The organism is Variovorax sp. P5_A3 (assembly GCF_056400665.1).
The window spans coordinates 16,858-39,040 of sequence record NZ_JBFUKW010000015.1 but is presented as its reverse complement, the minus strand read 5'-3'; the positions used below and the strand labels follow the sequence as shown (position 1 = coordinate 39,040).

Here is a 22,183-nt window from a genome sequence, read left to right as displayed (position 1 = left end):
TTATGTGATGCCCATGTGACCAGCGTGCGACCGGCCGATGATCGATGCGCTTGGTCGATGCGCCAAGCGACTCGCATTGGACGCGTTGCATGAAGGGGCTGCGGAAATTTAATGTATGGAATGCACCCGCGGATACACGGCGATACGGTGCGGCGGCGGTTCGTCGTTCCGGCCGTCAAGATCACGGCCGTACCCCTCCCCAACCTTCCGGAATCTCGAGGAGCCTTCCATGCCGGTCCCGTTCAACCTGCCCCGCCGGGCGTTCCTTGGAACCGCCGCCGTCGGCGTTGCCTCTCAACTCGTCACGAGCATGCCCGCCTTCGCGCAGTCTGCCGGCTCGTCCAACATTTCCGGTGCGTCCGGTACACGTCGCGCCCCGCCGCAGAAGCGCCTCGAACCGCTGAAGCGCATCGACGCCGGTGTGCTCAACGTGGGCTACTTCGAAGCCGGCCCTGACAATGGCGCCCCGGTCATTCTTCTGCACGGCTGGCCCTACGACATTCACACCTATGTCGACGTGGCCCCGATGCTGGCGGCGGCCGGCTACCGCGTGATCGTTCCGCACCTGCGAGGCTATGGCACCACCCGATTCCTTTCGAGCGACACGGCCCGCAACGGCCAACAGGCCGCGGTCGCCGTCGACATCATCGCCCTGATGGATGCGCTGAAGATCGAGAAGGCCACGGTCGCCGGCTGCGACTGGGGCGCACGCACGGCCTGCATCATGGCCGCGCTGTGGCCTGGGCGCGTGAACGCGCTGGTGTCGGTCAGCGGCTACCTGATCGGCAGCCAGGAAGCGGGCAAGATCCCGTTGCCGCCGCAAGCCGAACTGCAGTGGTGGTACCAGTACTACTTCGCGACGGAGCGCGGCCGGGCCGGCTATGAGAAGAACCGGCACGACTTCGCCAGGCTGATCTGGCAGATCGCCTCGCCGAAATGGGCCTTCGACGACGCCACCTTCGATCGCAGCGCGCTGGCGCTCGACAACCCCGATCACGTGAGCATCGTGATCCACAACTACCGCTGGCGGCTCGGCCTGGCGGAGGGCGAGGCGAAGTATTCCGATCTCGAAGCGCAGTTGGCAAAGGCGCCGGTCATCACGGTGCCGACCATCACGCTCGAAGGCGACGCCAACGGGGCGCCGCATCCGGACGCAAGCGCCTACGCGAAGAAGTTCTCGGGGCGTTACGAGCATCGGGTGGTCAGTGGCGGCATCGGCCACAACCTGCCCCAGGAGGCGCCCGAAGCCTTCGCGGCGGCCGTCGTGGACGTCAAGCGCTTCTGAGCGCAGGCGCGCTATGCGGAACGCTCCATCGCCGCTTCGTACTTGCCCTCGCTCGCGGCACCGTTGAGCCGCGCGCGCTTGTGGAGCGCGTCCTGGGCGGGCCGCACCTGGTCGGGTTTTCCTTGCCACGCCTGCAGCGCGGGGTCCTGCAACGCTCGCCCATAGGAAAAGCTCAGGCTCCAGGGCTGCGGCCCCAGCCGATTGAGAGCATCCAGATTGGCCGTCGCCTCGGCAGGCGATTGCCCGCCTGACAGGAAGTTGATGCCCGGCACGGCCGAAGGCACCGTGCGGCGCAGCACGCGAAGGGTCTCTTCGGCCACTTCGGCGGGCGCTGCCTGCCTTGAATGGGTCTTGCCGGGCACCACCATGCTCGGCTTGAGCAGCATGTGCTCCAGCACGACGTGGTGCCGATGCAGCGCGTGGAAGACCTCGTGCAGCACATCCCCGGTGACCTCGGCACAGCGCGCCATCGTGTGGTCACCGTCGATCAGCACTTCGGGCTCGACGATGGGCACCACACCCTCGGCCTGGCAGACCGCGGCGTAGCGCGCGAGCGCTTCCGCGTTGGCTTCGATGGCAGCGCGACCGGGCAGCACGTCGGAGATGTTGTAGACCGCGCGCCACTTGGCGAAGCGCGCGCCCTGCTGCTTGTAGCCCTGCAGTCGTTGCGCGAGCCCGTCCAGGCCCAGCGTGATCTCGTCGCCCGGCGACAGTGCCAGCGGGACCTTGCCCGCATCGACCTTGATGCCGGGCACGATCCCCTGCCGCGCCACCAGTTGCGCCAGCAGCTCGCCGTCGTCGGCGCGCTGGCCCAGTGTCTCCTCGTAGAGGATGACGCCGCTCACGTGCTCTCCGAGTCCCGGCGTCGAGAGAAGCAGGCTGCGGTAGGCGCGCCGGTTCTCCTCGGTCGACTCGACGCCGATCGTCTTGAAACGCTTCGCGATCGTCGGGCCGCTCTCGTCGGCGGCCAGGATGCCCTTGCCTCGCTGGATCAGCGCTTTCACCGTGGCTTCAAGTTCGCTCGTGATGGCCATGACAGTCTCCGTTCGGGCGGCCAGTCTCCTGCCGGGAGGCGCTCCAACGCAAGTGCCCCTGCCGGTCGTGATGCCAAAAGGCCGGGCCGGTCCTACGTGCGCGGCAGGTAGCGCGCCGACAGCACGCCGTCGATGGCGGCGATGTCGGCCAGCACGGCCTGGCTCACCGCACTGTCGATATCGACCAGCGTGTAGGCCATGTCGCCGCGCGACTTGTTGACCATGTTGTGGATGTTCAGGCCGGCGTTCGCCATCGCGGTGGAGATCTGGCCGAGCATGTTGGGCACGTTGGCGTTCGAGATCGCCACGCGGTAGGCCGACTCGCGCGCCATGCTCACGCCCGGGAAGTTCACGGCATTCGTGATGTTGCCGTCCTCCAGGAAGTCGCGCAGCTGCTCGGCGACCATCACCGCGCAGTTCTCCTCCGCCTCGCGCGTGCAGGCGCCCAGGTGCGGCAGGCACACGATGCGCTCGTGCCCCAGCAGCGCGGCGCTCGGGAAGTCGCAGACATAGCGCCCCAGGCGACCCTCGGCCAGCGATGCCAGCACCGCCTCGTTGCTGACCACGCCCTCGCGCGAAAAGTTCAGCAGCACTGCGCCGGGCTGCATCAGGCGGATGTTCTCGGCGTTGACCATGTTCCGGGTCGCATCCACCAGCGGCACGTGCAGGGTCACGAACTGCGCGTTGCGCAGAACGTCCGCCACGCTCGCGGCCTTGCGGACCTGCGACGGGAGGCTCCATGCGGCATCGACGGTGATGTCCGGGTCGTAGCCGAGCACGTTCATGCCGAGCTTGATCGCGGCATCGGCCACGAGGCATCCGATCTTGCCCAGGCCGGCGATGCCCAGCGTCTGGCCCGCCAGCTCGAAGCCGGCAAAGGCGGCCTTGCCGTTCTCGACGGTCTTTTCCATGTCCGCGCGGCCCGGGCCGAGCTCGTCGACGAAACGCAAGGCGCCCGAGAGATTGCGCGCGGCCATCAGCATGGCAGCCACCACGAGCTCCTTGACAGCATTGGCGTTGGCGCCCGGCGCGTTGAACACCGGCACGCCGCGTTCGCTCATGGCCTTGACCGGGATGTTGTTGGTGCCTGCCCCGGCGCGGGCGATGGCGCGCACGCTGCGGGGGATGTCCATCGCATGCATGTCGGCAGAGCGCACCAGCACCGCATCGGGTGCTGTCACGTCCTTGCCTGCCAGGTAACGATCGGCCGGCAGGCGCTGAAGGCCCCTGGCCGAGATCTCGTTCAGCACCAGGATCTTGAGCCGGTCAGCCATGGCTGGCCTCGAACTCCTTCATGTACTCGACCAGCGCCACGACGCCTTCGATCGGCATGGCGTTGTAGATCGACGCGCGCATGCCGCCCACCGAGCGGTGTCCCTTCAGCTGCACCATGCCACGCGCCTGCGCGCCCTTGAGGAAAGCTTCGTCGAGCGATTCGTCGCGCAGCTTGAAGGGCACATTCATCAGCGAGCGGTCCTCGCGCGCCACCGGGTTGTAGAAGAAGGAGGTGGTCTCCAGGTGGTCGTACAGCACCGCCGCCTTCTTGCGGTTGTGCGCTTCCATGGCCGTCAGTCCGCCCCGCGCCTTGATCCAGTTGAACACGAGCCCGGCGATGTAGATCGTGTAGGTCGGCGGCGTGTTGAACATCGAGTCGTTCTCGGCCTGGATCTTGTAGTCGAAGGCAGACGGCGTGACCGGCAGCGCCTGCCCGATCAGGTCGTCGCGCACGATCACGAGGGTGACGCCAGCCGGGCCCACGTTCTTCTGCGCGCCACCGTAGATGAGGCCATAGCGGCTCACGTCGACCGGCCGCGACATGAAGCTGCTCGACATGTCGGCCACCAGCGGGACGTCGCCGGTGTCGGGCGTCCAGTGGTATTCGACGCCGCCGATGGTCTCGTTCGAGCAGATGTGGACGTAGGCGGCATCTGGATCCAGCTTCCAGGTGTCCTGCCGCGGGACGCTGGTGTAGCCACCCGCCTCGCTGCTGGCCGCGACGTTGACCTTGCAGTACTTCTTCGCTTCCTTGATCGACTTCTTCGACCACTCGCCGGTGTCGATGTAGTCGGCGCCGGCGCGTCCGCGCAGCATGTTCATCGGCACGATCGCGTTCTCGGCGATGGCGCCGCCCTGCAGGAACAGCACCTTGTAGTTCGACGGCACCCCCATCAGTTCGCGCAGCAGGCTTTCAGCCTCGGCATGGATGGAAATGAATTCCTTGCCCCGGTGGCTCATCTCCATCACCGACATCCCGCTGCCTCGCCAGTCGAGCATCTCGTCGGCCGCCTGGCGAAGCACGGATTCGGGCAGCGTCGCCGGGCCCGCGCTGAAGTTGAAGACACGCGTCATTGAAGAGTCTCCTGGAAATGGCGAGAAAGGTCGCCATTCGACAGGAGGCCGACGCAAAATGCAACGGCGCCCGTCAGGTCTGCACGCGGGTGACGGTGCGTGACGTGTCGAACACGACCTGGTCGTACCACCAGAGGCCTTCGAACAGCACCCGCGCGACGCGGCGCAGCGCCGGGTCCGGTGCGATCTCGCCAAGAGTGCGCCGGCCATCGATGGCCTCGACGAGGCGCTTCTGCTGCGCGTTGATCGGCAGGTACAGGTCGGTGAACGCGTGGTGCCTGTTGATGAGCACCGCGGCTGCGCCCGGCTGGAGCCGCTCCAGGACCGTGATCGTGTCGGGCAGGCGCCAGGGCACGTAGTCCAGCCATGCATCGCCCTCGAAGCTGACGGGGGCAGCGTCCGGGCGGTCGTCGCGGTACGCCACCACGCTGTGCCGGACCATCGACCCGCGAAAGAGTTCGACGGCCGCGTACTGTTCTTCCTTCGGCAGCCGCGACAGCAGTGGCTGGTGCGGCGAGGATGCCAGGCTGCCGCACTCGGGCAGATAGGCCGCCTGCCCCAGCCAGCGGCCGAAGCGGAAGCCGCCCGTGCGCAGGAAGTCGAACAGTTGCGGAACGGCGTAGGCCCGGTCCTGGGGGTGGAGCAGCGCGTCGGCGATCCCCGCCTCGCTCTTGAAGTCGGGCGCGCTGCGCAGCAGCGGCATCAGCGGGTGGTCCGGCGGCAGAGCACGAAGGCTCGCCGCAAGTGCCTTGATCTCGTCGGCCGTGGTGCCGATGCCGAGCCGGCGGCAGTAGTCCTGCAGCAGATAGACGCCGGCGCGGCCATAAGGCGCATAGACCATGAGGTGCATCGCGCCGCCCGGCGCCAGCACATCGCGAAGCGCCCGCAGGCCAGCGTCGGGGTCCGGCAGATGGTGCAGGACGCCGGTGCATATGACGTGCTCGAAACTGCCTCCCAGCTCGGCCGCGCGTTCCACCGGGAGTTGGTGGAGTTCGAGGTTGTCGAGGCCGTACTTGCGCTTGAGCATTCCGGTCTTCTCGATGCTCGTCGCGCTGACATCGATGCCGACCACCTTCGCGCGCGGCCAGCGCACCGCATGCTTGGCCGCCTGGGAGGTGCCGCAGCCGGCGACGAGGATCGTCCGGTCATCGCGAAAGGGCTCGTCCGGCCAGAACAGCAAGGCCTCGCTGCGCCGCCGGTCATCGCTTTCCGATGGCCGGTAGCGCTCCAGGTCTTCGACCGGCGGCGGGTAGGGGTGGCGCTCGTAGAAAGCGCTCACCTCCTCCTGGGCCGCCTTTCGAACACCCATCGCGCTCAGGAATTGCCGTGGCCCGACACCTGCGCCAGCACCGCATCCAGGTTGAACGACGCGGGCTTCTGGCGCGGCGGGAACTTGGCGAAGTCCGCGATCTGGCCCGCGATCACCGCCTGCATCTGGTACATCTGCGGCACGTGGTCGACCATCCAGTCCAGGTAGGTGTTCGAGTTCACGGGGGCTCGTTCGAAGGGGTCGCGTCGCAGGTTCATGATGTACGGAAGCCGCAGCTTCACGAACGGTTCCGCCCACTGTCTCATGGTGTCTGCGCGCTGCTCCGCAAGATGGAACTTGTAGTCCCCCACGCGCACCGCGATCACCTCGCCGTCGTCGCTGAAGTACACGATGACGTTTCTTGGGCTCTCCTTCACCTTTCCGGTCATGTAGGGCAGCTGGTTGTAGCCGTCGAGGTGGACTTTGTAGGTCATGTTGCCCACCTTGCAGCCGTCCAGGAGCTGCTTCGTGACGTCTTCGTTGCCGGCCGCCGCCAGCAGTGTCGGGAACATGTCGATGTGGGAAACGATGCCATTGAGCACCGAGCCCGCCTTGATCTTGCCCGGCCACCGCATGAAGCAGGGCACGCGCCATCCGCCTTCCCAGTTCGAGTCCTTCTGGCCACGGAACGGGGTGTTGGCGCCGTCCGGCCAGGTGTCGTTCTCCGGTCCGTTGTCGGTGGAGTACATGACGATGGTGTTGTCGGCGATGCCCAGTTCGTCCAGCTTGTCGAGCATCATGCCGATCTGCTCGTCGTGGACGACCATGCGGTCGCTGTAGGGATCCTGCCCGCTCTTGCCGATGTTCTTTTCCGCCACGTGGGTGCGGAAGTGCATGGCGGTCGAGTTGTACCAGAGGAAGAAGGGCTGGTCGGCCTTGGCCTGCTTCTCCATCCAGGCGAGGGCCGAGTCGGTGATCTCCTCGTCGATGGTCTCCATGCGCTTCTTCGTCAGCGGGCCGGTGTCCTTGATCGTCTGCCCGCCCTTGCCGTCGGCGATGCAGTGCAGCACGCCGCGCGGGCCGAACTGCTTCTTGAATGCCGGGTCCTTCGGGTAGTCGGGGAGCTCGGGCTCCTCCTCGGCATTCAGGTGATAGAGGTTGCCGAAGAATTCGTCGAAACCATGCATGGTCGGCAGGAACTCATCGCGGTCGCCCAGGTGGTTCTTGCCGAACTGGCCGGTGGCATAGCCCAGGGGCTTGAGCAGCTCGGCGATGGTCGGGTCTTCCTTTTGCAGTCCGACGGTAGCGCCGGGCATGCCGACCTTCGTCAGGCCGGTGCGGATCGGATTCTGGCCGGTGATGAAGCAGGCGCGGCCGGCGGTGCAACTCTGCTGCGCGTAGTAGTCGGTGAAGGTCACACCCTCCGCCGCGACGCGATCGATGTTGGGCGTCTGATAGCCCATCATTCCGAGGCTGAATCGACTGATGTTCCAGAGGCCGATGTCATCGCCCCAAAGTATCAGGATGTTGGGCTTTTTCTTCGCCATGGCGATTCCTTTTGCGGTATGGGAAACCGGGAATCGTCACGGTGCACGGGCCGTCTGTACATCGGGTCGAAGGGCAAATCCGATGCCCTAAGGTGCAGCGCCGCCTGCCCCCAGGGCAGGGCGTCAGGGGGCGGTCAGCGCGTCGCCCAGAACACGCGCTGCATTTCGATGGTCTCCTGCGCGACTTCGGCCACCGGCCCGATGAGTTCGACCGGCTTTTGGCAATGATCGAAGACGTAGCGCGATGAAACGCTCATCGTCGGGTTCTCGGCATGGCTGCCGGTTTCGGCAAGCAACTGCGCCTCTGTCATGCCATACACCACCCGCCCGATGTTGGCCCAGTAGGCGGTGCCCGCGCACATGCAACAGGGCTCGACGGCGGTGTAGAGCGTGCAGCCCCAGAGGAACTCCGGCGTGAAGTTGGTCGCCGCCACGCGCGCCAGCGTCGACTCGGCATGGTTCACGGTATCGATGTTGCATTGCTCCAGCAGCACGGTCTCCTGGTCGGGGCCGACCAGCACGGCGCCGAAAGGATGGTGGCCGAGCGCGATGGCGCGACGGGCGACTTCGTTGGAGCGGCGCAGGTGGCGCACCATCTGTTCCTGCGTGGGACGCAAGCCCTGGGAAGGCAATGGATTGGATTCGGACATGGTGTTGGTTCCTCGAGAGGCGATGCGCTTCGGATGCTCTCATATCGCATTCCGCACTCGGCAAGAAGCCCGGTCGGACGTAAACTGCACCGGCTCTTTTCGCGCGTTCCAGTCCAACATCGCTGTCCATGAACATCCGCTTTGCAGAACCCGTTTCACCGGCTCGGTCCGAGGAGGCCGCTGCCATTGCCCGGCAGAAGAAGGAACTACTCACTCGCCCGCAAAAGCTGCCCGCGTTCTCGATGGAGCTTCGCGCCCGGGAAGGTTACACATTCAAGCTGGGGCAGCGGTTCACGGTGAAGCTTCCGGCCGTCGACCGCTATCTGGAAGCGCCGACGGCGGACGTGCCGCTCCTGGCACCCGACGGCGAGGAAGTGCGTGCCGTTCCGACGGCCACCCAGCTCAAGGTGATGCTGCGCGCCCACTACAGCGGTGCCACGGTCAATGTGATCACCATGTCCGTGGAGACCGCCCTCGTCCACGCAGGCACCCGGGAGGCAGTCTGGAAGGAAGCGGCGGCGACTGCGCGCGTCGTGTTCCAGTGAAATGATCACCTGTCATCTGCGCTACGTCATCGATCCTTCGAAAACCGCCGAGTTCGAGCACTACGGCAGGACGTGGATACGCCTTGTCGAGAAATTCGGGGGCCAGCATCACGGCTACCTGATGCCGTCCGAGGGCGCCAACAACATCGCACTGGCGTCCTTCAGCTTTCCGTCGCTCGCGGACTACGAGCAGTACCGCAAGGACTCTTTCGCCGATCCGGAGTGCCAGGCCGCCTTCCGGTACGCCGAAGAGACACGGTGCATCGTGAGCTACGAGCGCACTTTCTTTCGGCCGGTCTGGCGCTGAAGGATCGGGCGCGCCAGTTCAGTCCAGCTTGATGTTGGCTTCGCGGATCAACTTGCCGTAGCGCGCAGCGTCGGTCTTGACCAGCTTGTCGAACTGCTCCGGCGTCCCTGGCAGCGGGACGCCGCCCGCGGCAGCCAGCTGATCGCGCACTTCGTTCGATTCGAGCGCCTTCTGCACGGCCTCGTGCAGCTTCGCGAGGATGGGCTTCGGCAGGCCCGCCGGCGCGACGAAGCCATACCAGACGCTGGCCTCGAAACCCGGATAGCCCGACTCGGCCACGGTCGGCACGCCGGGCAGCACGGCCGAGCGCTCGGGACTCATGACCGCCAGCACGCGCAGCTTGCCGGACTTCGCCAGCGGCAGCGCCTCCAGCGCATTGATGGCGACGACATCCACGTGCCCACCGAGGACATCCGTCAGGGCCTGTGCACCGCCCTTGTAGGGCACGTGGCGCACCGAGAGTCCGGCCGTGTGCTGGAACAGCTCCATGGCCAGGTGCGGGGTCGAGCCATTGCCCGGCGTCGCGACGCTGATCGTACCCGGCTTGGCCTTGGCGGCGGCCGACAGTTGCGCGAGCGTCTTGATGTCCGAACCTTCGCGCACGGCAAACACCACGGGCACTCTGCCGACGGTCGCCACCGGCGCGAAGTCGCGATCCAGGTCGTAAGGCGCGGGCTGGAACAGGGCCGGGTTCACGGCCAGCGCATTGGCCGCCAGCAGCAGCGTGTAGCCGTCGGGCGGGCTGGTGACGAGCGTCTTGACGGCGATGTTCGTCCCGGCGCCCGGCTTGTTCTCGACGATGACGGGCTGGCCGAGGGTGACCGCCATGCGCTGGCCGACCGAACGTGCAATGGCATCCACCGCGCCCCCTGCGCTGTAGCCGACAAGAATCCTGATCGGCTTCGATGGATAGGCGTCGGCCGCGGCCGCGCTCAAGGTGCCGAGCGGCAGCAGTCCGGCCAGCGCGAGGGCGCAACGAAAAAAGAAAGACTTCATGAGTGACTCCGAAGATGAAAAGGAACGGCCCTGCACCACGCGGGCGACAGGCCGGCGAATGTCAGCGCTTGTCCGCCGCGGGAGCCGAATCCCAGGCTTGCGACCTGGCGTCCCTGCCCGCGACCGAATACAGCGCGCCCGGCGCGTTGCGCGTCTGCTGGAACGCCTCGAAGGCCGTGAAGATGGGCGCCCAGACCGGATCGTCCTGCTTGTTCTTGTCGAAGGCGAAGCCGATGGTCGGGGTGTGGGAGCAGGTGACGGCGCCGATGATGCGAGCCATGACGTCTCCGGTCAGTCGATGTAGCGCAGCCCGGCCTTGGCCAGCGGCTCGCGCATCGCGTACATGTCGAGCCCGAGTTCACCCGCCGCGAAACGCGCACGCTTGTTCGTCTCGTTGGCTTCGCGGGCTTCGGCCGCATCGGCCACCTCTTGCGCGCGCGCAGCCGGAACCACGACCACGCCGTCGATGTCGGCCACCACCACGTCGCCCGGTTGCACCAGCGCGCCGGCGCACACGACCGGCACGTTGACCGAACCGAGCGTCGCCTTGATCGTCCCCTTCGAATGAATGGCGCGACTGAACACGGGGAAGTTCATTGCGGTGAGGTCGCGTACGTCGCGCACGCCGCCGTCGATCACGAGGCCCTTGCAGCCGCGCGCTTTGAACGAGGTCGCCAGGAGATCGCCGAAGAAGCCGTCGGTGCTGTCGCTGGTGCAGCCCGCGACCACGACGTCGCCGGGCTGGATCTGCTCGGCGGCCACGTGCAGCATCCAGTTGTCGCCGGGCTGCAGCAGCACGGTCACGGCAGGGCCGCAGAAGCGCGCTTCGGGATAGATCGGACGGATGCGCGGCTGCATCAGCCCCAGGCGGCCGAGCGCCTCGTGCACGGTGGAAACGCCGAAGCGCGAGAGCTTCTCGACGGCGGCGGCGTCCGCGCGCGTGATCCTGCGGTGCACGACACCGAGTTGCTGGAGAGTGCTGGTTGTGGACATGTTCAGAGGCCTTTGGCAATGAGTGCGCGGTCGAGGCGCGGGTACACGCGGCGGGCGTTGCCTTCGTAGACCTTGTGGCGCGCTTCGTCGTCGAGCATCGGCGTCGCGTCGATGTAGCGCCGTGTGTCGTCGAAGGGAAAACCGGTCTCGGGATCGATGCCGCGAACGGCGCCGATCATTTCGCTCGCGAAGAGGATGTTGTCGACCGGGATCACACGTGTCAGCAGGTCGATGCCCGGCTGGTGGTACACGCAGGTGTCGAAGAAGATGTTGTTGAGCAGGTGGTCCTTGAGCAGCGGCTTCTTCAGCTCTTGCGCGAGCCCGCGGAAGCGCCCCCAGTGGTAAGGCACCGCGCCGCCGCCATGCGGGATCACGAAGCGCAGCGTCGGGAAGTCCTTGAACAGGTCGGAGGTCAAACACTGCATGAAGGCCGTGGTGTCGGCGTTCAGGTAGTGCGCGCCGGTGGTGTGGAAGCAGGCGTTGCAGCTCGTGCTCACGTGCACCATGGCCGGGATATCGTGCTCGACCATCTTCTCGTAGATCGGATACCAATGACGGTCCGACAGCGGCGGCGAGGTCCAGTGGCCGCCGGAAGGGTCGGGATTGAGGTTGATGCCGACGAAGCCGTAGTCCTTGACGCAGCGCTCCAGCTCGGGGATGCAGGTGCGCGGATCGACACCCGGCGACTGCGGCAGCATGGCCGCGCCGATGAAGTTGTCCCGGAAGAGCTGCGCGACGCGGTGGCACAGCTCGTTGCAGATCGCGGCCCAGGTGGCGCTCGTCTCGAAGTTGCCGATGTGGTGCGCCATGAAGCTCGCGCGCGGCGAGAAGATGGTCAGGTCGCTGCCGCGCTCGCGCATCTTCTGGAGCTGGTTGCTTTCGATGGATTCGCGCAGCTCATCGTCGCTGATCTTCAGCGTTGCGGGCGAAGGAGTTTCCGCCGGGTTGCCGAGGCTGGCGATCTGGCGGTTGCGCCATTCCTCCAGGGCTTTGGGCGCGGTGGTGTAGTGGCCGTGGCAGTCGATGATCATGCGGAGTCCAGTTCAAATCAGGCGTTGCGGGGCACCAGCACCTGGCCGCGGAACAGCGGCCGTGCGGTGCGCAGGAGTGCGGCGCCGGCGATGGAGAGGCCGGTCTCGTCCATCAGCAGGCGCACCGTGAATTCGCCGGTCGGGTGCTCCACCGACAGGTCGTGCCGCGGCGCGGCGTCGAGGCGGCACAGGGCCTCGGTCACCGTGCCCGGCAGCACGCAGGCCGAGGCCACCGAGACCGCGCCGAGCACGCCGATCGCGTCGTGGCACTTGCGCGGGATGAAGGTGCGCGTGTTGAGCGAGCCGCCGGCTTGCGCGGGCGACACGAGGGTCATCTTGGGCACCACCTTGGCGCTGACGTCGCCCAGGCCCATGCGCTGGCCCGCCTGGAGGCGGATCGATTCGATGCGCGCCTTGAGTTCGGTATTGGCGTCGAGTTCGGCCGGTGTTTCGTTGCCCGTGCAGTCCAGATCGGCCGCACGCATCACGACGACGGGCATGCCGTTGTCGATGCACGTGACGTCGACGCCGTCGAAGCGATCGGTCGCCTCGCCCGTGGGCAGCAACGCGCCGCAGCTCGATCCCACGATGTCGGAGAAGCGCAGTTCGATCGGCGAGCCCTGGCCCGGCACGGCGCTGATGTGCGTGGCGCCGCTGTAGCTCACGCGGCCGCCCGGTGTCTGCACCACCGCCTCGCAGCAGGAGTTGGTGTTGACCATTCGGATGCGCACGATGGACTGCTCCGCCTGCAGCTCGACGAGCCCCTCTTCCAGCGCGAACGGTCCGACCGCCGACAGGATGTTCCCGCAGGTCGGCGCGTAGTCGACGCGCGATTCGGTGGCCACGACCTGGGCGAAGAGGTAGTCGACATCGGCGCGCGGGTCCTGCGAGCGCGAAATGATCGCCACCTTGGTGGTGAGCGGATTGCCGCCGCCGATGCCGTCGATCTGCCGCCCGTCCGGATGGCCCATCGCCGCAAGGATGAGCGCATCGCGCGCGGCGGGTTCAGTGGGCAAGTCGCCCGCGTGGAAGAAGGCAGCCTTGGAGGTGCCACCGCGCATCCATACGCAAGGGACCGCATCGAGAGCGCTGAAAGAGGTCGAGGACATGGGACGCAGTCTCTGCCGAACCGACTCCGTTCGTCGTGAGTTCTGATTTCCCTGCGTTCTCATTTGTTTATCGATAAAGGGTTAACCCGTTGTATTCTTTGCCTCGTCCGCTACTTGCAGCTACAGAGACAGGTTCGATCGTTTTGACATCGACAAAGGTTATCGAGGCGTCTGGGGTCGCGCAGACGGACCCCCTCTCGGTCAACCTGCGGCAGCTCCAGGCATTCGCAAGCGTCGCGACGACCGGCAGCGTCACACGGGCCGCCGAAAGCCTGTTTCGCGTCGCCTCCGCCGTGACACGGGCCGTTGGCGAACTGGAGGCATCGCTGGGCGTGTCGCTCTTCGAGCGCAAGGCGCGCGGCATGCTGTTGACCGTCTATGGCAAGGCCGTGTTTGCGCGTGCAATGCGCGTCGAGCAGGAATTCGTCGCAGCGAGCCAGGAGCTGGTCCGGAGCGACGGAACGCGCACACTCGATGCGCGAGGACTGCTCGCCGCAACGTTCAGCGGGCGAAGGCTGGCGCTCTTCGCGGGCCTGGCTGAGATGCACAACATGCCCGCCGTCGCGCGCGCCTTCGGCGTGACCCAACCCGCGTTGAGCGCACTGGTCCGCGATCTCGAAGAGCGATCCGGGTGCGTGTTGTTCACCCGCTCGGCGCGCGGCGTGAGGCCGACCCGGTCCGGCGAGCTGCTCGCGTTCCGGTGCAAGCGGGCGCTGTCCGAACTGCGCAGCCTCGGCTCCGATCTCGCGGCGATACAGGGCGTGGTTCAGGGCAGTGTCGTGGTCGGGGCACTGCCGTTGTCGCGGACCCTGGTGCTTCCGGCGGCCATTTCCGCGCTGCTTGCCGAGCATCCGCGCGTGCATGTCAGCACGGTGGAGAGCCCCTACGAGGTGCTGGCTGCGGCGTTGCGCAGCGGCGAGGTGGACTTCATCCTCGGCGCGCTGAGGCCCGAGGGCGAGGCCAGGGACCTGGTGCAGGAGCCGCTGTTCGATGACCGCATTTCGCTGATCGCGCGCGCCGACCACCCACTCGCCGCCGCGCCGCGCATCGGTTTTGCGCAACTGCAGCGCGCCGGCTGGGTACTGTCCCGGCGAGGCTCGCCCTCGCGGGAACTGCTGGAGCGCTTCTTTCACCACGCGGGACAGGCTGCGCCCGAACCTGCGGTCGAGACCGGCGACCTGGCCTTGTTGCGAGGCCTGCTGCTGCAAAGCGACATGGTGACGGCCATCTCCGCCCACCAGCTTCACTACGAGATCGAGGACGGCACGCTGCTGGTGCTGAACTTCCCGTTGGCCAGCACCCGGCGGCAGATCGGCATCACGCAACGCGGCGGCGCGCTGGCCGCGCCTTGCGCATTGGCTCTGATGGAAGAAATCCGGTGTTGCGTGAAGCGCCTACCTTCGTACTGAAGGGGCCGGCGGTCAGTTCTCGAACGACTGCACTTCGACGGGCAGCTCGGGCGGGCGCCACCACCCGTGGCGCTTCAGAATCCCCGGCCTGCCCGGGTCATTGGCAAGCGGGCCGCGTCAGACCTGCTGCGTCCTGCGGATGGCATCCGACGACCTACGGACCTGCCTGCGCATCATTCGCTCCATGCGCGTCGGCGGCTCACGGTGGATGAGCACATCGATGATCCAGCCGCCGGCCACCAGCAGTGCGAGGACGACAAGTGTGCAGATCTCTGAGTCCATGGTCCACTCCGGAAGGCGACGAAGTAGAGGACTTTGCCCGCGCGCGCGCGCGCTGGGAATCGGCCAAACAGACTGCGTGGTATTTGGGCGAAAAGTGACGTAGTTACTTTTCCGCCAAGACGGCGGTGCTAGGCCGGTCCCGAAGGCTTGCGATCCAGCGTGTTCGGTCCACGCCCGTGCCACTCGCCGACACGGATGGCACGCTCGATGGCGGCGGCCAATTCGTTCTGGTCGAAGGGCTTGGCCAGCCGGGAGGTGAACATGGACATGCCCTGGGGCAGTTCGGCATAGCCGGTGGCGAGGATCAGCGGGAGGTCGGGACGCTCCTTGCGAAGCACGTCGAAAAGCTGCGCGCCCGTCATGCCCGGCATCAGGTGGTCGGAGACAACCAGCCCGACCGACGGCTCGCCGCGAACCATGCTCAACGCTTCCTGGCCGGAGGCGGCAGTCATGACGGAGTGCCCGAGATCCTCGAGCATCGAGGCCGTGTTGGAGAGCACCAGGCTGTCGTCGTCGACAGCCACGACCACCAGCGATCTCGAGGGATGCGCATCGTCTTTTGGCGCTGCAGGCTCGCGCTCAACGGCCGCCGCCTCGCCGAGTGCGACCGGCAGCCAGAGCGCGGCCGTGGTGCCGACGTCCCGCGTGCTCGTCAGGACGAACTGGCCGCCGGACTGCGCCGCCAGCCCCTGCACCATCGGCAGGCCCAGGCCGGTGCCCTTGCCGACACCCTTCGTCGTGAAAAAAGGCTCGACGGCCCGTTCGAGCGTCGCCGGGTCCATCCCCGACCCGTTGTCGGAGATGAGCAGTCCGACGTAGTTGCCGGGCCTCAGGCCTTTGCCATCCTTGTCCGTGACGGCCTTCTCCTCGACCTTGAGTTCGAGCCAGCCGCCGTCCGGCATCGCGTCGCGCGCGTTGACCGCAAGATTGAGAATGGCGAGTTCGAGCTGGTTCGGATCGACCAGCACCCGGGCGGGCGCCGAAGGGAACACGGTCGCAACCTGGATCGTCGACCCGAGCGTCCGCTTGAGCATCTCCCTCATGCCGGCGATGAGTTTCGGCACATCGACAGCCACCGGTGCCAGCGCCTGCCGTCGCGCGAAGGACAGCATGCGTTGCGTCAGCGCCGCACCTCGCCGCGCACCCTGGATCGCATTGTTCACGAGGCCCTGCAATTTCTCGTCGGCGGGCAAACGGCGCCGGAGCAGCTCCAGGCTGCTCAGGATCACCATCAGCAGATTGTTGAAGTCGTGCGCGATGCCGCCGGTGAGTTGGCCGATCGCGTCGAGCTTCTGCGCCTGGAACAGCGCATCCCGCGCCTTCTCGAGCTCGAGCTGGGCGCGCCGCTTCTCGGTGATGTCGCGGGTGATCTTGGCGAATCCGATGAGCTTGCCCTCGCCATCGAAAATGGGGTCGATCACCGCGTTGGCCCAGAACTCGGACCCGTCCTTGCGGACCCGCCAGCCTTCGCTTTCGAAGCGGCCTTCCGCCGCAGCCGTTGCCAGCGCCCTGGCCGGTTCGCCGCGCTCCCGGTCCGCCGGCTGATAGAAGCGAGAGAAATGGGTCCCGATGGCCTCCTCGGGCGAGTACCCCTTGGCGCGCTGGGCCCCCGTGTTCCAGCTCGTGATGAAGCCGTCGGGATCGAGCATGTAGATCGCGTAGTCGGTCACCGCCTGTACGAGCCGCCGGAATTGCTCCTCGCTGCGTCGCAGCGCCTCTTCCGCATTGCGGCGCTCGCTGAGGTCGCGGGTCACTTTCGCATACCCGATGATTTCGCCCTCCGTCCGGATCGGGTGGACCAGCACCTGCGCCCAGAAGCGCCGTCCGTCCTTGCAGACGCGCCAGCCCTCGGTCTCGTAGCGGCCCTTGCGCGCGGCCGTCGTCAGGGTCTGGGTCGGTGCCCCGGCGAGGACGTCTTCCGGTGTGTAGAAGGTGGAAAAGTGGCGGCCCAGGATTTCCGCCTCGGTGTAGCCCTTGAGCCGCTGCGCGCCCGAGTTCCAGCTCACCACGAAGCCATCCGGGTCCAGCATGTAGATGGCGTACTCCTCCACGGCATCGACGAGCAGGCGATACCGCTCCTCGGGCCCCAGGGTCGTGGTGAACTTCGAATGCGGGTCCAACGGGATGGCTCCTTGTCTGACCGCCGGCGCCAGGCCGCGCCCGACCGGACCGGCCATGCTCAGCGCGCGCGAATCACGTCCGAGACGACGCCGTTCTCGTTGACGGTGCAGTTGATCTGCGGCTGTCCGGCGCCGATGCTGAGGGTGACGACGTAGAAGCCGTCCGTCATGGTGGTCATGTCGCTGACCGGCTTCACGTTTTCCTTCGGCACCTTGTATTCGCGGGCGACGGAATCGACGCAGCTGTTGCGGGATACCTGCGGCGACGCGAAGCCGGCGAAGATCGCCGGAGGCTTGTAGCCGTCGATCGTCGCGGGGGGTGGATAGCTGTTGCACCCACTGACGATGGCGCTGACGGCGATGGCGGCCGATGCAAAACGACTGCGAACGGGCATGGGTTCTCCTTGATCTGTGTGCGCATTACACGATAAACCGGCGCGGCCGCACAGGGCATACTTGAACGGATCACAACTGGCCCGAATCCCCGATGGACAAAGAAGTCGACCCCGCGGTACTGGCGGTCATCAACGAAAAGCGCCTGACAGGCGAGAAGCGCACGCCCGTCGACATCATTGCCAGGATGGGTGTCTTCGACGCGCGCCAGAAGGCGGCCGACCACGCCTGGCTGGCAACGGGCGACAACGTCATCGCCACCATCTGGGCTGAGTTCCTGAGCGTCGGCGCCGGCGGGCGGTGGTTCTATCTCGAATCGCTCGACCCGCATCACAAGATCGGCGGCGGCGTCCGGAGCGACCTGCAGATCCAGCGCGCCAAGGACCGGCTCGCCCTTCTCAAGCGGACGCTGGACGCGGGCCTGGGGCTGAGGGCCGTGCTGCAGACGAACCGTGTCGCCATCCTGGACATCGAGACCGACCGGGCCGCCAAGGTCTCGACGCGCGTGCCTGACGACCAGGAATGGCACATCGCCACCTGGGACCCTCCGCAGAAGATCGCGGTGCTGGTCCGCGGCCCGCGCGGGTGGGTACCGTCCGATGAGGAGGTCGCGTCCGCACGGGCGCGCGGCAGCGTTCCGGCTGCCGTGGCGGACGGCCCGTCCGGCCAAGCATCCGCCGAGGACGCCCAGGCCGCGGCGATGGACTACCTGACGCGCCACTTCGCGGGCTACGGGTACAAGGCCGAGAACGTGTCCGGCCAGAAGCTGGGCTATGACATCGAGATCTCGGACAAGAAAGGCGCCACGCTGCTCAAGTTGGCGGTAAAGGGCACCACGACCGGCGTGACCACCTTCCGGCTCACGGGCGAGGAGCGCGCCTGCGCCAAGCGGGGCGACCCCTGGCGGCTGGCGGTGGTCACCGATGCCATCGGTCCCGCCGCGCAGCACAAGCTCTACAAGCCGTCTGAAATCGACAAGGCACCCGGCCTCGAACCGCTCCTGGACTGAGCTGGCGCGGGCCCTCGCAGGGCCGTCACTTGAAGGGAGAGAAGCCCGGCCCGTTCGCGACCTGGCCCGGAGGAAGATGAACCAGGGTGAGCGCGGTCCAGCGGATCTCCTGGTCCTGGCCGATCTGAAGCAACTGGAGACTCTGCAGCGCCTGGATGAGTTCGCGAAACTTGTCGCTCATCCCGTCGCCCCACGCGGTGCTCGGCGGCGCCAGTTTCATGCCGGCTCGCAGCACAGGCTCCGCGGTCGACTCCTTGCGGCCCGCGTCCGTCTCCAGATAAAGGCGGATCAACAGCCGGGCGTGCTCGCTCGTGAGCTTCTCCTTCTCCGGCCCGAGCACCGTCGCCAGTGCGGCGGTGAACGCGACCAGGCTGGCGTTCCACTGACGGGGGGCAGGACCCAACGCTTCGAGCAGCGTTCCGACGAGTGCCCAGCTCGGCAAGTGCAAGCGTCGCGGCTGGCGATCATCCGCGACATCCAGCGTGGCGACACGAACGGCGTCCGCCAGATTCCCCGTCAGGTAATCGGCCGCGCCAAGCACCGACGGCCAGGTATGGATGTCGTTGCAGAACTCGATGATCTCCCCCTGCCTCTCTCGCCCGGTCGCCAGGGCCTCGAGCACCGCACGGAAGACCAGTTGCTCGTTCTGCGTCGGCTTGGGGTGCCAGGCCCGCGGCAGAATCTCATCGACTTTCGGCGCCAGGTCGTCGAGCACCCCTCGTCGCAGCACCCAGAGCTTTCGCTTCCCGCTCGAAGGCAGGAAAGTCTCCGGATGAAAAGCGTTCCACAGGTCCACCTGGCGAGACGGCGGAAGCGCGCTCATCGCGGCATCGAAGGCGGCTTGGCACGATGCCACCAACCCGACGTATTCGGCGACGGTCAGGCGGCGCTCTCCTCGTGAGAAGGCGTGCTCGGAAGCATGCGCTTCGCTGTCCATTCTTCAAATCCCGGTTGTGCGACGCGCTAGAGTTTCGCACCACAACCGGGAATATTGGAACTTTTGTTTTCATTTGCATCAGAAGTCTGGCGGCCCCGGCCCCGGTGAACAAGCGAGTTGCGGCTCACTCAGCCGGGCGCCACCGGCCCGACTCGGGACACACACCGGCCCGCTCGCCGTTCCGTCGGACCTGCTGTTCATCCAGTTGCAACGAAGTCGATGGGTCGACGTCGAAGTCGATCCGAAGTGTGCGCCCGACGTCGGCGTTCTCGATGGGGAGCTCCCAGGTCAGGAATACCTGCGTGCAATCCTGGTCCGCAGCGAAGTCGGCGACATCGAAACCGCTGCTGCTGCGCCTGATCACGGCGTGCGGCTGGCCGGTATCGAAGATCAGGGCCGTGCCCCTGGCCAGAGGGATTCGATGACCCGTTGACGGGAAATGCACGTCCAGGCCCTTGTCTTCGCTCACGAAGAGATTGCAGAAGGCCGCGCCACCGTAGTGCGCGCCGTCATGGTGGTACCTGGCGCCGCGGCAGGTCATCAGCGCGACGTCGAAAGTGGCAAGCAGTTCATCCAGACCGAGCGCGCGCGTCCAGTCGGATACCGCCTGCACGCAGCGCCTGTAGTCCGGCCAGCGCGCTCGCGCTCGCGCCAAAGGCAATGCCTCGACGTCCCCGGGTTCCAGGCCCAGGCGCGACGCCGTCTCTCTTTCCCAGTCGGCGACCAGCCTTGTGGGAGGCGCGGGTATGTCGAGGACGGTGGACAGCACGACATCGCTCACGCTTCGACTGCGGATGACATCGCCACTCCAGAAATAGGAAGCAAGCAGATCCCGCTCGCCCTGCGATCGAGGGTCATGACTCATCCGGGGCAGTGTGCCTCATCGACAGATCCGGGCATCTCCACCATGATGGGCACGGCAATGATCATCTGCACAGTGACGGAGGGCGACATCCTCCACTTCCTGCAGCCACAGGATCGCCCGCGCAGCCCTGGCCTCCGGAGCCTGCCATGCTGAGCATTCGCGACCTGCGCTCGGCCCACGGTGGCCCTTTCGATCTCGACCTCGGACGTGGCGAGTGCGCGAGCATCGTCGGCCCATCCGGTGTCGGCAAGAGCCTGTTCCTGCGACGGGTCGCCGACCTCGATCCTGGCAGCGGCAGCGTCACGCTCGATGGCCAGCCGCGCGAAGCCTGGCGCCCGACGGCATGGCGCCGCCAGGTCATCTACCAGGCCGCCGAGCCCGCATGGTGGCAAGCGACCGTAGGACCGCACTTCCCCACCGGATCGATCGAAACCGTTCGCGCCGCCCTGCCCTTGCTGCACCTGCCGGCCGGCATCCTCGATGCCGAAGTCGCCCGCCTGTCCACCGGCGAGCGCCAGCGGTTGGCGCTGTTGCGCTCGCTGTCTCGCGAACCCGTCGTCCTGCTACTGGACGAACCCACCGCGTCGCTCGACGGCGCTTCGGCGCTCGCCATGGAGTCGCTGCTGCAGGCCCGCGCGCGCGACGGGCTGTCGATCCTCTGGGTCACGCATTCGACGGAGCAGGCCGCGCGCGTGAGCCAACGCTGCTACGCCATGACACGCGAAGGGCTGCAAGCGCTGTGAACAACGTCGTGCACCTCGGCGCGCTGGACGTGGCGCTGGCAGCGGCACTGGTGCTCGCCAGCGCGGTGGGCTCGCTGCTGCTGCACCTCGACCTGCACCGGCAGGTCCTGTGGGCCGCGACGCGCATGGTCGTGCAACTGCTGCTCGTCGGCTTGCTGCTGCGCGTCGTCTTCAAGGCGGCATCGCCGGGGGTCACGCTCCTCATCGTGGCGCTGATGATCGCGGCCGCCGCGCGCGAGGTGGCCGTGCGTCCGACGCGCAGGCTGCGGTCTGCCGGCAATCACCGCATCAGCGTGGCCGTGGTGGGCATCTCCAGCGTCGCCACAGTCGCGCTTGCGCTCATGACGGCCATCCGCCCCGATCCGTGGTACGACCCGCGCTACGCCATCCCGCTGATGGGCATCGTGCTCGGCAGCGTGCTCAACTCGGCGAGCCTCGGGCTCGACGGCTTCCTGGAAGGCGTGGTGATCCGGCGCCCCGCGATCGAGGCCCAGCTCGCACTGGGCGCGTCCATCCACGAGGCGCTCGGCGAGCTGCTGCGATCGTCGATCCGGCGGGCGATGATCCCCATCGTCAACCAGATGTCGGCGGCCGGCATCATCACGCTGCCCGGCATCATGACCGGCCAGTTGCTGGCGGGCATGGACCCGCTCGAAGCGGTGAAGTACCAGATCCTGCTGCTCTTCCTGCTCACGGGTGCGGGCGGCCTGGCCGCGGCGGGCGCGGTGTACCTCGCTGCCCGCGCGATCACCGACGAGCGGCAGCGCCTTCGGCTCGATCGGTTGTCGGCGCGAGCGCCGGCAAGCAAGCGTTGAAAAGCGGGCCGTCGTCCGCAGCCAACACCACCCGCCTGCAGCACCCGATCGACGATCGACCCCACCCTCAGATCCGGGGCAAGCTGGTACGCTCAGGCGAAAAGTAGTTCGAATGACTGACGTCGCTGCAAACCGCCGCAAGAACCTTCAGACCCTATGCACCCTGTACGGGTACGCCTTCGTCGCCCACTCCCTCCGAGTCGAACGTGCGGCGCTCTTGCGAATGCCTGAGGATGCGGAGCTTCCGGAAGCCCTGGCACGTCATCTCGAGGTCGAACTGGACGTTCCGCCGTTCTGCCTGGACTGGGAGCCCGACAGATTGCCGGCACCGCCTTCGGTGACGGACGGCCACCAGGTGCTTGGCGTTCTGCTGGACATGGTCGCGCGGTACAACCCCAGCCTGCCTGCGGAGAAACTCGGCATCCTCTGCCACATGGCCTTCGATCGATTCTTCCGCAAGGGAAAACTCGAAGCCCACTACCTCGGGCAACTCGTCGGTCTCACCTTGCCCTAGA

At 66.7% G+C, this 22,183-nt stretch carries 24 protein-coding genes; 8 read left to right on the top strand and 16 right to left on the bottom strand.

Features of this window, described 5'->3' with window-relative positions; genetic code table 11:
• The first annotated feature begins 229 nt into the window (after nt 1-229).
• Complete coding sequence (locus AC1D3B_RS22210) at nt 230-1,285, top strand: alpha/beta fold hydrolase (protein ID WP_478192839.1); 1,056 nt, start codon at nt 230-232, stop codon at nt 1,283-1,285.
• A gap of 11 nt (nt 1,286-1,296) precedes the next feature.
• Here AC1D3B_RS22210 and AC1D3B_RS22205 read toward each other — a convergent pair whose 3' ends face one another.
• From AC1D3B_RS22205 to AC1D3B_RS22180, 6 genes are all read right to left on the bottom strand, one after another.
• Entirely contained in the window at nt 1,297-2,319 is a 1,023-nt protein-coding gene (locus AC1D3B_RS22205; RefSeq protein ID WP_478192838.1) for a class I fructose-bisphosphate aldolase, read from the bottom strand.
• Nucleotides 2,320-2,411: 92 nt separating this feature from the next.
• Nucleotides 2,412-3,593, bottom strand: coding sequence for a phosphoglycerate dehydrogenase (locus AC1D3B_RS22200; RefSeq protein ID WP_478192837.1), 1,182 nt, complete (start codon nt 3,591-3,593; stop codon nt 2,412-2,414).
• On the bottom strand, nt 3,586-4,668 hold the full coding sequence (serC, locus tag AC1D3B_RS22195) for a 3-phosphoserine/phosphohydroxythreonine transaminase (protein WP_478192836.1): 1,083 nt from the start codon (nt 4,666-4,668) through the stop codon (nt 3,586-3,588). Before serC ends, AC1D3B_RS22200 begins: the two co-directional genes overlap by 8 nt.
• A gap of 73 nt (nt 4,669-4,741) precedes the next feature.
• Nucleotides 4,742-5,947 carry a class I SAM-dependent methyltransferase gene (locus AC1D3B_RS22190; RefSeq protein WP_478192835.1) on the bottom strand — a complete coding sequence of 402 codons (1,206 nt, stop codon included), beginning with the start codon at nt 5,945-5,947 and terminating at the stop codon, nt 4,742-4,744.
• Between the two features lie 35 nt (nt 5,948-5,982).
• Nucleotides 5,983-7,464 (bottom strand): arylsulfatase, encoded by a 1,482-nt coding sequence (locus tag AC1D3B_RS22185; protein WP_478192834.1) that lies wholly within the window; start codon nt 7,462-7,464, stop codon nt 5,983-5,985.
• A 134-nt stretch (nt 7,465-7,598) separates the two neighbouring features.
• Nucleotides 7,599-8,114 (bottom strand): nucleoside deaminase, encoded by a 516-nt coding sequence (locus AC1D3B_RS22180; RefSeq protein ID WP_478192833.1) that lies wholly within the window; start codon nt 8,112-8,114, stop codon nt 7,599-7,601.
• Between the two features lie 128 nt (nt 8,115-8,242).
• On the opposite strand from AC1D3B_RS22180, the gene AC1D3B_RS22175 reads away from it, so the two are divergent.
• Nucleotides 8,243-8,659 (top strand): hypothetical protein, encoded by a 417-nt coding sequence (locus AC1D3B_RS22175; RefSeq protein ID WP_478192832.1) that lies wholly within the window; start codon nt 8,243-8,245, stop codon nt 8,657-8,659.
• A 1-nt stretch (nt 8,660) separates the two neighbouring features.
• The gene (locus tag AC1D3B_RS22170; protein WP_478192831.1) at nt 8,661-8,966 is read left to right on the top strand and encodes an NIPSNAP family protein; all 306 of its coding nucleotides are present in this window, start codon (nt 8,661-8,663) and stop codon (nt 8,964-8,966) included.
• Between the two features lie 18 nt (nt 8,967-8,984).
• Here the strand turns inward: AC1D3B_RS22170 and AC1D3B_RS22165 are convergent, their stop codons facing one another.
• The 5 genes from AC1D3B_RS22165 to AC1D3B_RS22145 form a co-directional block, all read right to left on the bottom strand.
• Nucleotides 8,985-9,962 (bottom strand): Bug family tripartite tricarboxylate transporter substrate binding protein, encoded by a 978-nt coding sequence (locus AC1D3B_RS22165; RefSeq protein WP_478192830.1) that lies wholly within the window; start codon nt 9,960-9,962, stop codon nt 8,985-8,987.
• Nucleotides 9,963-10,023: 61 nt separating this feature from the next.
• The gene (locus tag AC1D3B_RS22160) at nt 10,024-10,242 is read right to left on the bottom strand and encodes a hypothetical protein (RefSeq protein ID WP_478192941.1); all 219 of its coding nucleotides are present in this window, start codon (nt 10,240-10,242) and stop codon (nt 10,024-10,026) included.
• Nucleotides 10,243-10,253: 11 nt separating this feature from the next.
• Entirely contained in the window at nt 10,254-10,955 is a 702-nt protein-coding gene (ligK, locus tag AC1D3B_RS22155; protein WP_478192829.1) for a 4-carboxy-4-hydroxy-2-oxoadipate aldolase/oxaloacetate decarboxylase, read from the bottom strand.
• Nucleotides 10,956-10,957: 2 nt separating this feature from the next.
• On the bottom strand, nt 10,958-11,986 hold the full coding sequence (locus AC1D3B_RS22150) for an amidohydrolase family protein (RefSeq protein ID WP_478192828.1): 1,029 nt from the start codon (nt 11,984-11,986) through the stop codon (nt 10,958-10,960).
• A gap of 17 nt (nt 11,987-12,003) precedes the next feature.
• Nucleotides 12,004-13,095: a 4-oxalomesaconate tautomerase gene (locus tag AC1D3B_RS22145; protein WP_478192827.1), complete on the bottom strand. Its 1,092-nt coding sequence runs from the start codon at nt 13,093-13,095 to the stop codon at nt 12,004-12,006.
• A 143-nt stretch (nt 13,096-13,238) separates the two neighbouring features.
• Here AC1D3B_RS22145 and AC1D3B_RS22140 point away from each other — a divergent pair, with 143 nt between their 5' ends.
• A complete protein-coding gene (locus AC1D3B_RS22140; protein ID WP_478192826.1) occupies nt 13,239-14,504 on the top strand; it encodes a LysR substrate-binding domain-containing protein in 1,266 nt (421 codons plus the stop codon).
• Nucleotides 14,505-14,621: 117 nt separating this feature from the next.
• On the opposite strand, the gene AC1D3B_RS22135 is transcribed toward AC1D3B_RS22140, so the two are convergent.
• The 3 genes from AC1D3B_RS22135 to AC1D3B_RS22125 all read right to left on the bottom strand — a co-directional run bounded on the left by AC1D3B_RS22135 (nt 14,622) and on the right by AC1D3B_RS22125 (nt 17,301).
• Entirely contained in the window at nt 14,622-14,786 is a 165-nt protein-coding gene (locus AC1D3B_RS22135) for a hypothetical protein (protein WP_478192825.1), read from the bottom strand.
• A 128-nt stretch (nt 14,787-14,914) separates the two neighbouring features.
• A complete protein-coding gene (locus AC1D3B_RS22130; RefSeq protein WP_478192824.1) occupies nt 14,915-16,906 on the bottom strand; it encodes a hybrid sensor histidine kinase/response regulator in 1,992 nt (663 codons plus the stop codon).
• 59 nt (nt 16,907-16,965) lie between these two features.
• Nucleotides 16,966-17,301, bottom strand: a complete 336-nt coding sequence (locus tag AC1D3B_RS22125; RefSeq protein ID WP_478192823.1) for a hypothetical protein — start codon at nt 17,299-17,301, stop codon at nt 16,966-16,968.
• Between the two features lie 92 nt (nt 17,302-17,393).
• Between AC1D3B_RS22125 and AC1D3B_RS22120 the strand changes: the two genes are divergently transcribed.
• The gene (locus tag AC1D3B_RS22120) at nt 17,394-18,308 is read left to right on the top strand and encodes a protein NO VEIN domain-containing protein (RefSeq protein WP_478192822.1); all 915 of its coding nucleotides are present in this window, start codon (nt 17,394-17,396) and stop codon (nt 18,306-18,308) included.
• 25 nt (nt 18,309-18,333) lie between these two features.
• Here the strand turns inward: AC1D3B_RS22120 and AC1D3B_RS22115 are convergent, their stop codons facing one another.
• Together AC1D3B_RS22115 and AC1D3B_RS22110 are read right to left on the bottom strand one after the other, a co-directional pair.
• Nucleotides 18,334-19,245: a hypothetical protein gene (locus AC1D3B_RS22115; RefSeq protein WP_478192821.1), complete on the bottom strand. Its 912-nt coding sequence runs from the start codon at nt 19,243-19,245 to the stop codon at nt 18,334-18,336.
• Nucleotides 19,246-19,369: 124 nt separating this feature from the next.
• Nucleotides 19,370-20,110, bottom strand: coding sequence for a hypothetical protein (locus tag AC1D3B_RS22110; RefSeq protein ID WP_478192820.1), 741 nt, complete (start codon nt 20,108-20,110; stop codon nt 19,370-19,372).
• A gap of 146 nt (nt 20,111-20,256) precedes the next feature.
• Between AC1D3B_RS22110 and AC1D3B_RS22105 the strand changes: the two genes are divergently transcribed.
• From AC1D3B_RS22105 to AC1D3B_RS22095, 3 genes are all read left to right on the top strand, one after another.
• Nucleotides 20,257-20,853 (top strand): ABC transporter ATP-binding protein, encoded by a 597-nt coding sequence (locus AC1D3B_RS22105; protein WP_478192819.1) that lies wholly within the window; start codon nt 20,257-20,259, stop codon nt 20,851-20,853.
• Nucleotides 20,850-21,668 carry an ABC transporter permease gene (locus tag AC1D3B_RS22100; protein WP_478192818.1) on the top strand — a complete coding sequence of 273 codons (819 nt, stop codon included), beginning with the start codon at nt 20,850-20,852 and terminating at the stop codon, nt 21,666-21,668. Before AC1D3B_RS22105 ends, AC1D3B_RS22100 begins: the two co-directional genes overlap by 4 nt.
• A 112-nt stretch (nt 21,669-21,780) precedes the next feature.
• Nucleotides 21,781-22,182, top strand: a complete 402-nt coding sequence (locus tag AC1D3B_RS22095; RefSeq protein ID WP_478192817.1) for a hypothetical protein — start codon at nt 21,781-21,783, stop codon at nt 22,180-22,182.
• The last annotated feature ends 1 nt before the right edge of the window (nt 22,183 follow it).

Bases quoted from the DNA above. Each gene is read 5' to 3' on its own strand.
- AC1D3B_RS22210 (WP_478192839.1), top strand. From the start codon at position 230: ATGCCGGTCCCGTTCAACCTGCCCCGCCGGGCGTTCCTTGGAACCGCC.
- AC1D3B_RS22205 (WP_478192838.1), bottom strand. From the start codon at position 2,319: ATGGCCATCACGAGCGAACTTGAAGCCACGGTGAAAGCGCTGATCCAG.
- AC1D3B_RS22200 (WP_478192837.1), bottom strand. From the start codon at position 3,593: ATGGCTGACCGGCTCAAGATCCTGGTGCTGAACGAGATCTCGGCCAGG.
- serC (WP_478192836.1), bottom strand. From the start codon at position 4,668: ATGACGCGTGTCTTCAACTTCAGCGCGGGCCCGGCGACGCTGCCCGAA.
- AC1D3B_RS22185 (WP_478192834.1), bottom strand. From the start codon at position 7,464: ATGGCGAAGAAAAAGCCCAACATCCTGATACTTTGGGGCGATGACATC.
- AC1D3B_RS22180 (WP_478192833.1), bottom strand. From the start codon at position 8,114: ATGTCCGAATCCAATCCATTGCCTTCCCAGGGCTTGCGTCCCACGCAG.
- AC1D3B_RS22175 (WP_478192832.1), top strand. From the start codon at position 8,243: ATGAACATCCGCTTTGCAGAACCCGTTTCACCGGCTCGGTCCGAGGAG.
- AC1D3B_RS22170 (WP_478192831.1), top strand. From the start codon at position 8,661: ATGATCACCTGTCATCTGCGCTACGTCATCGATCCTTCGAAAACCGCC.
- AC1D3B_RS22165 (WP_478192830.1), bottom strand. From the start codon at position 9,962: ATGAAGTCTTTCTTTTTTCGTTGCGCCCTCGCGCTGGCCGGACTGCTG.
- AC1D3B_RS22160 (WP_478192941.1), bottom strand. From the start codon at position 10,242: ATGGCTCGCATCATCGGCGCCGTCACCTGCTCCCACACCCCGACCATC.
- ligK (WP_478192829.1), bottom strand. From the start codon at position 10,955: ATGTCCACAACCAGCACTCTCCAGCAACTCGGTGTCGTGCACCGCAGG.
- AC1D3B_RS22150 (WP_478192828.1), bottom strand. From the start codon at position 11,986: ATGATCATCGACTGCCACGGCCACTACACCACCGCGCCCAAAGCCCTG.
- AC1D3B_RS22145 (WP_478192827.1), bottom strand. From the start codon at position 13,095: ATGTCCTCGACCTCTTTCAGCGCTCTCGATGCGGTCCCTTGCGTATGG.
- AC1D3B_RS22135 (WP_478192825.1), bottom strand. From the start codon at position 14,786: ATGGACTCAGAGATCTGCACACTTGTCGTCCTCGCACTGCTGGTGGCC.
- AC1D3B_RS22125 (WP_478192823.1), bottom strand. From the start codon at position 17,301: ATGCCCGTTCGCAGTCGTTTTGCATCGGCCGCCATCGCCGTCAGCGCC.
- AC1D3B_RS22120 (WP_478192822.1), top strand. From the start codon at position 17,394: ATGGACAAAGAAGTCGACCCCGCGGTACTGGCGGTCATCAACGAAAAG.
- AC1D3B_RS22115 (WP_478192821.1), bottom strand. From the start codon at position 19,245: ATGGACAGCGAAGCGCATGCTTCCGAGCACGCCTTCTCACGAGGAGAG.
- AC1D3B_RS22110 (WP_478192820.1), bottom strand. From the start codon at position 20,110: ATGAGTCATGACCCTCGATCGCAGGGCGAGCGGGATCTGCTTGCTTCC.
- AC1D3B_RS22105 (WP_478192819.1), top strand. From the start codon at position 20,257: ATGCTGAGCATTCGCGACCTGCGCTCGGCCCACGGTGGCCCTTTCGAT.
- AC1D3B_RS22095 (WP_478192817.1), top strand. From the start codon at position 21,781: ATGACTGACGTCGCTGCAAACCGCCGCAAGAACCTTCAGACCCTATGC.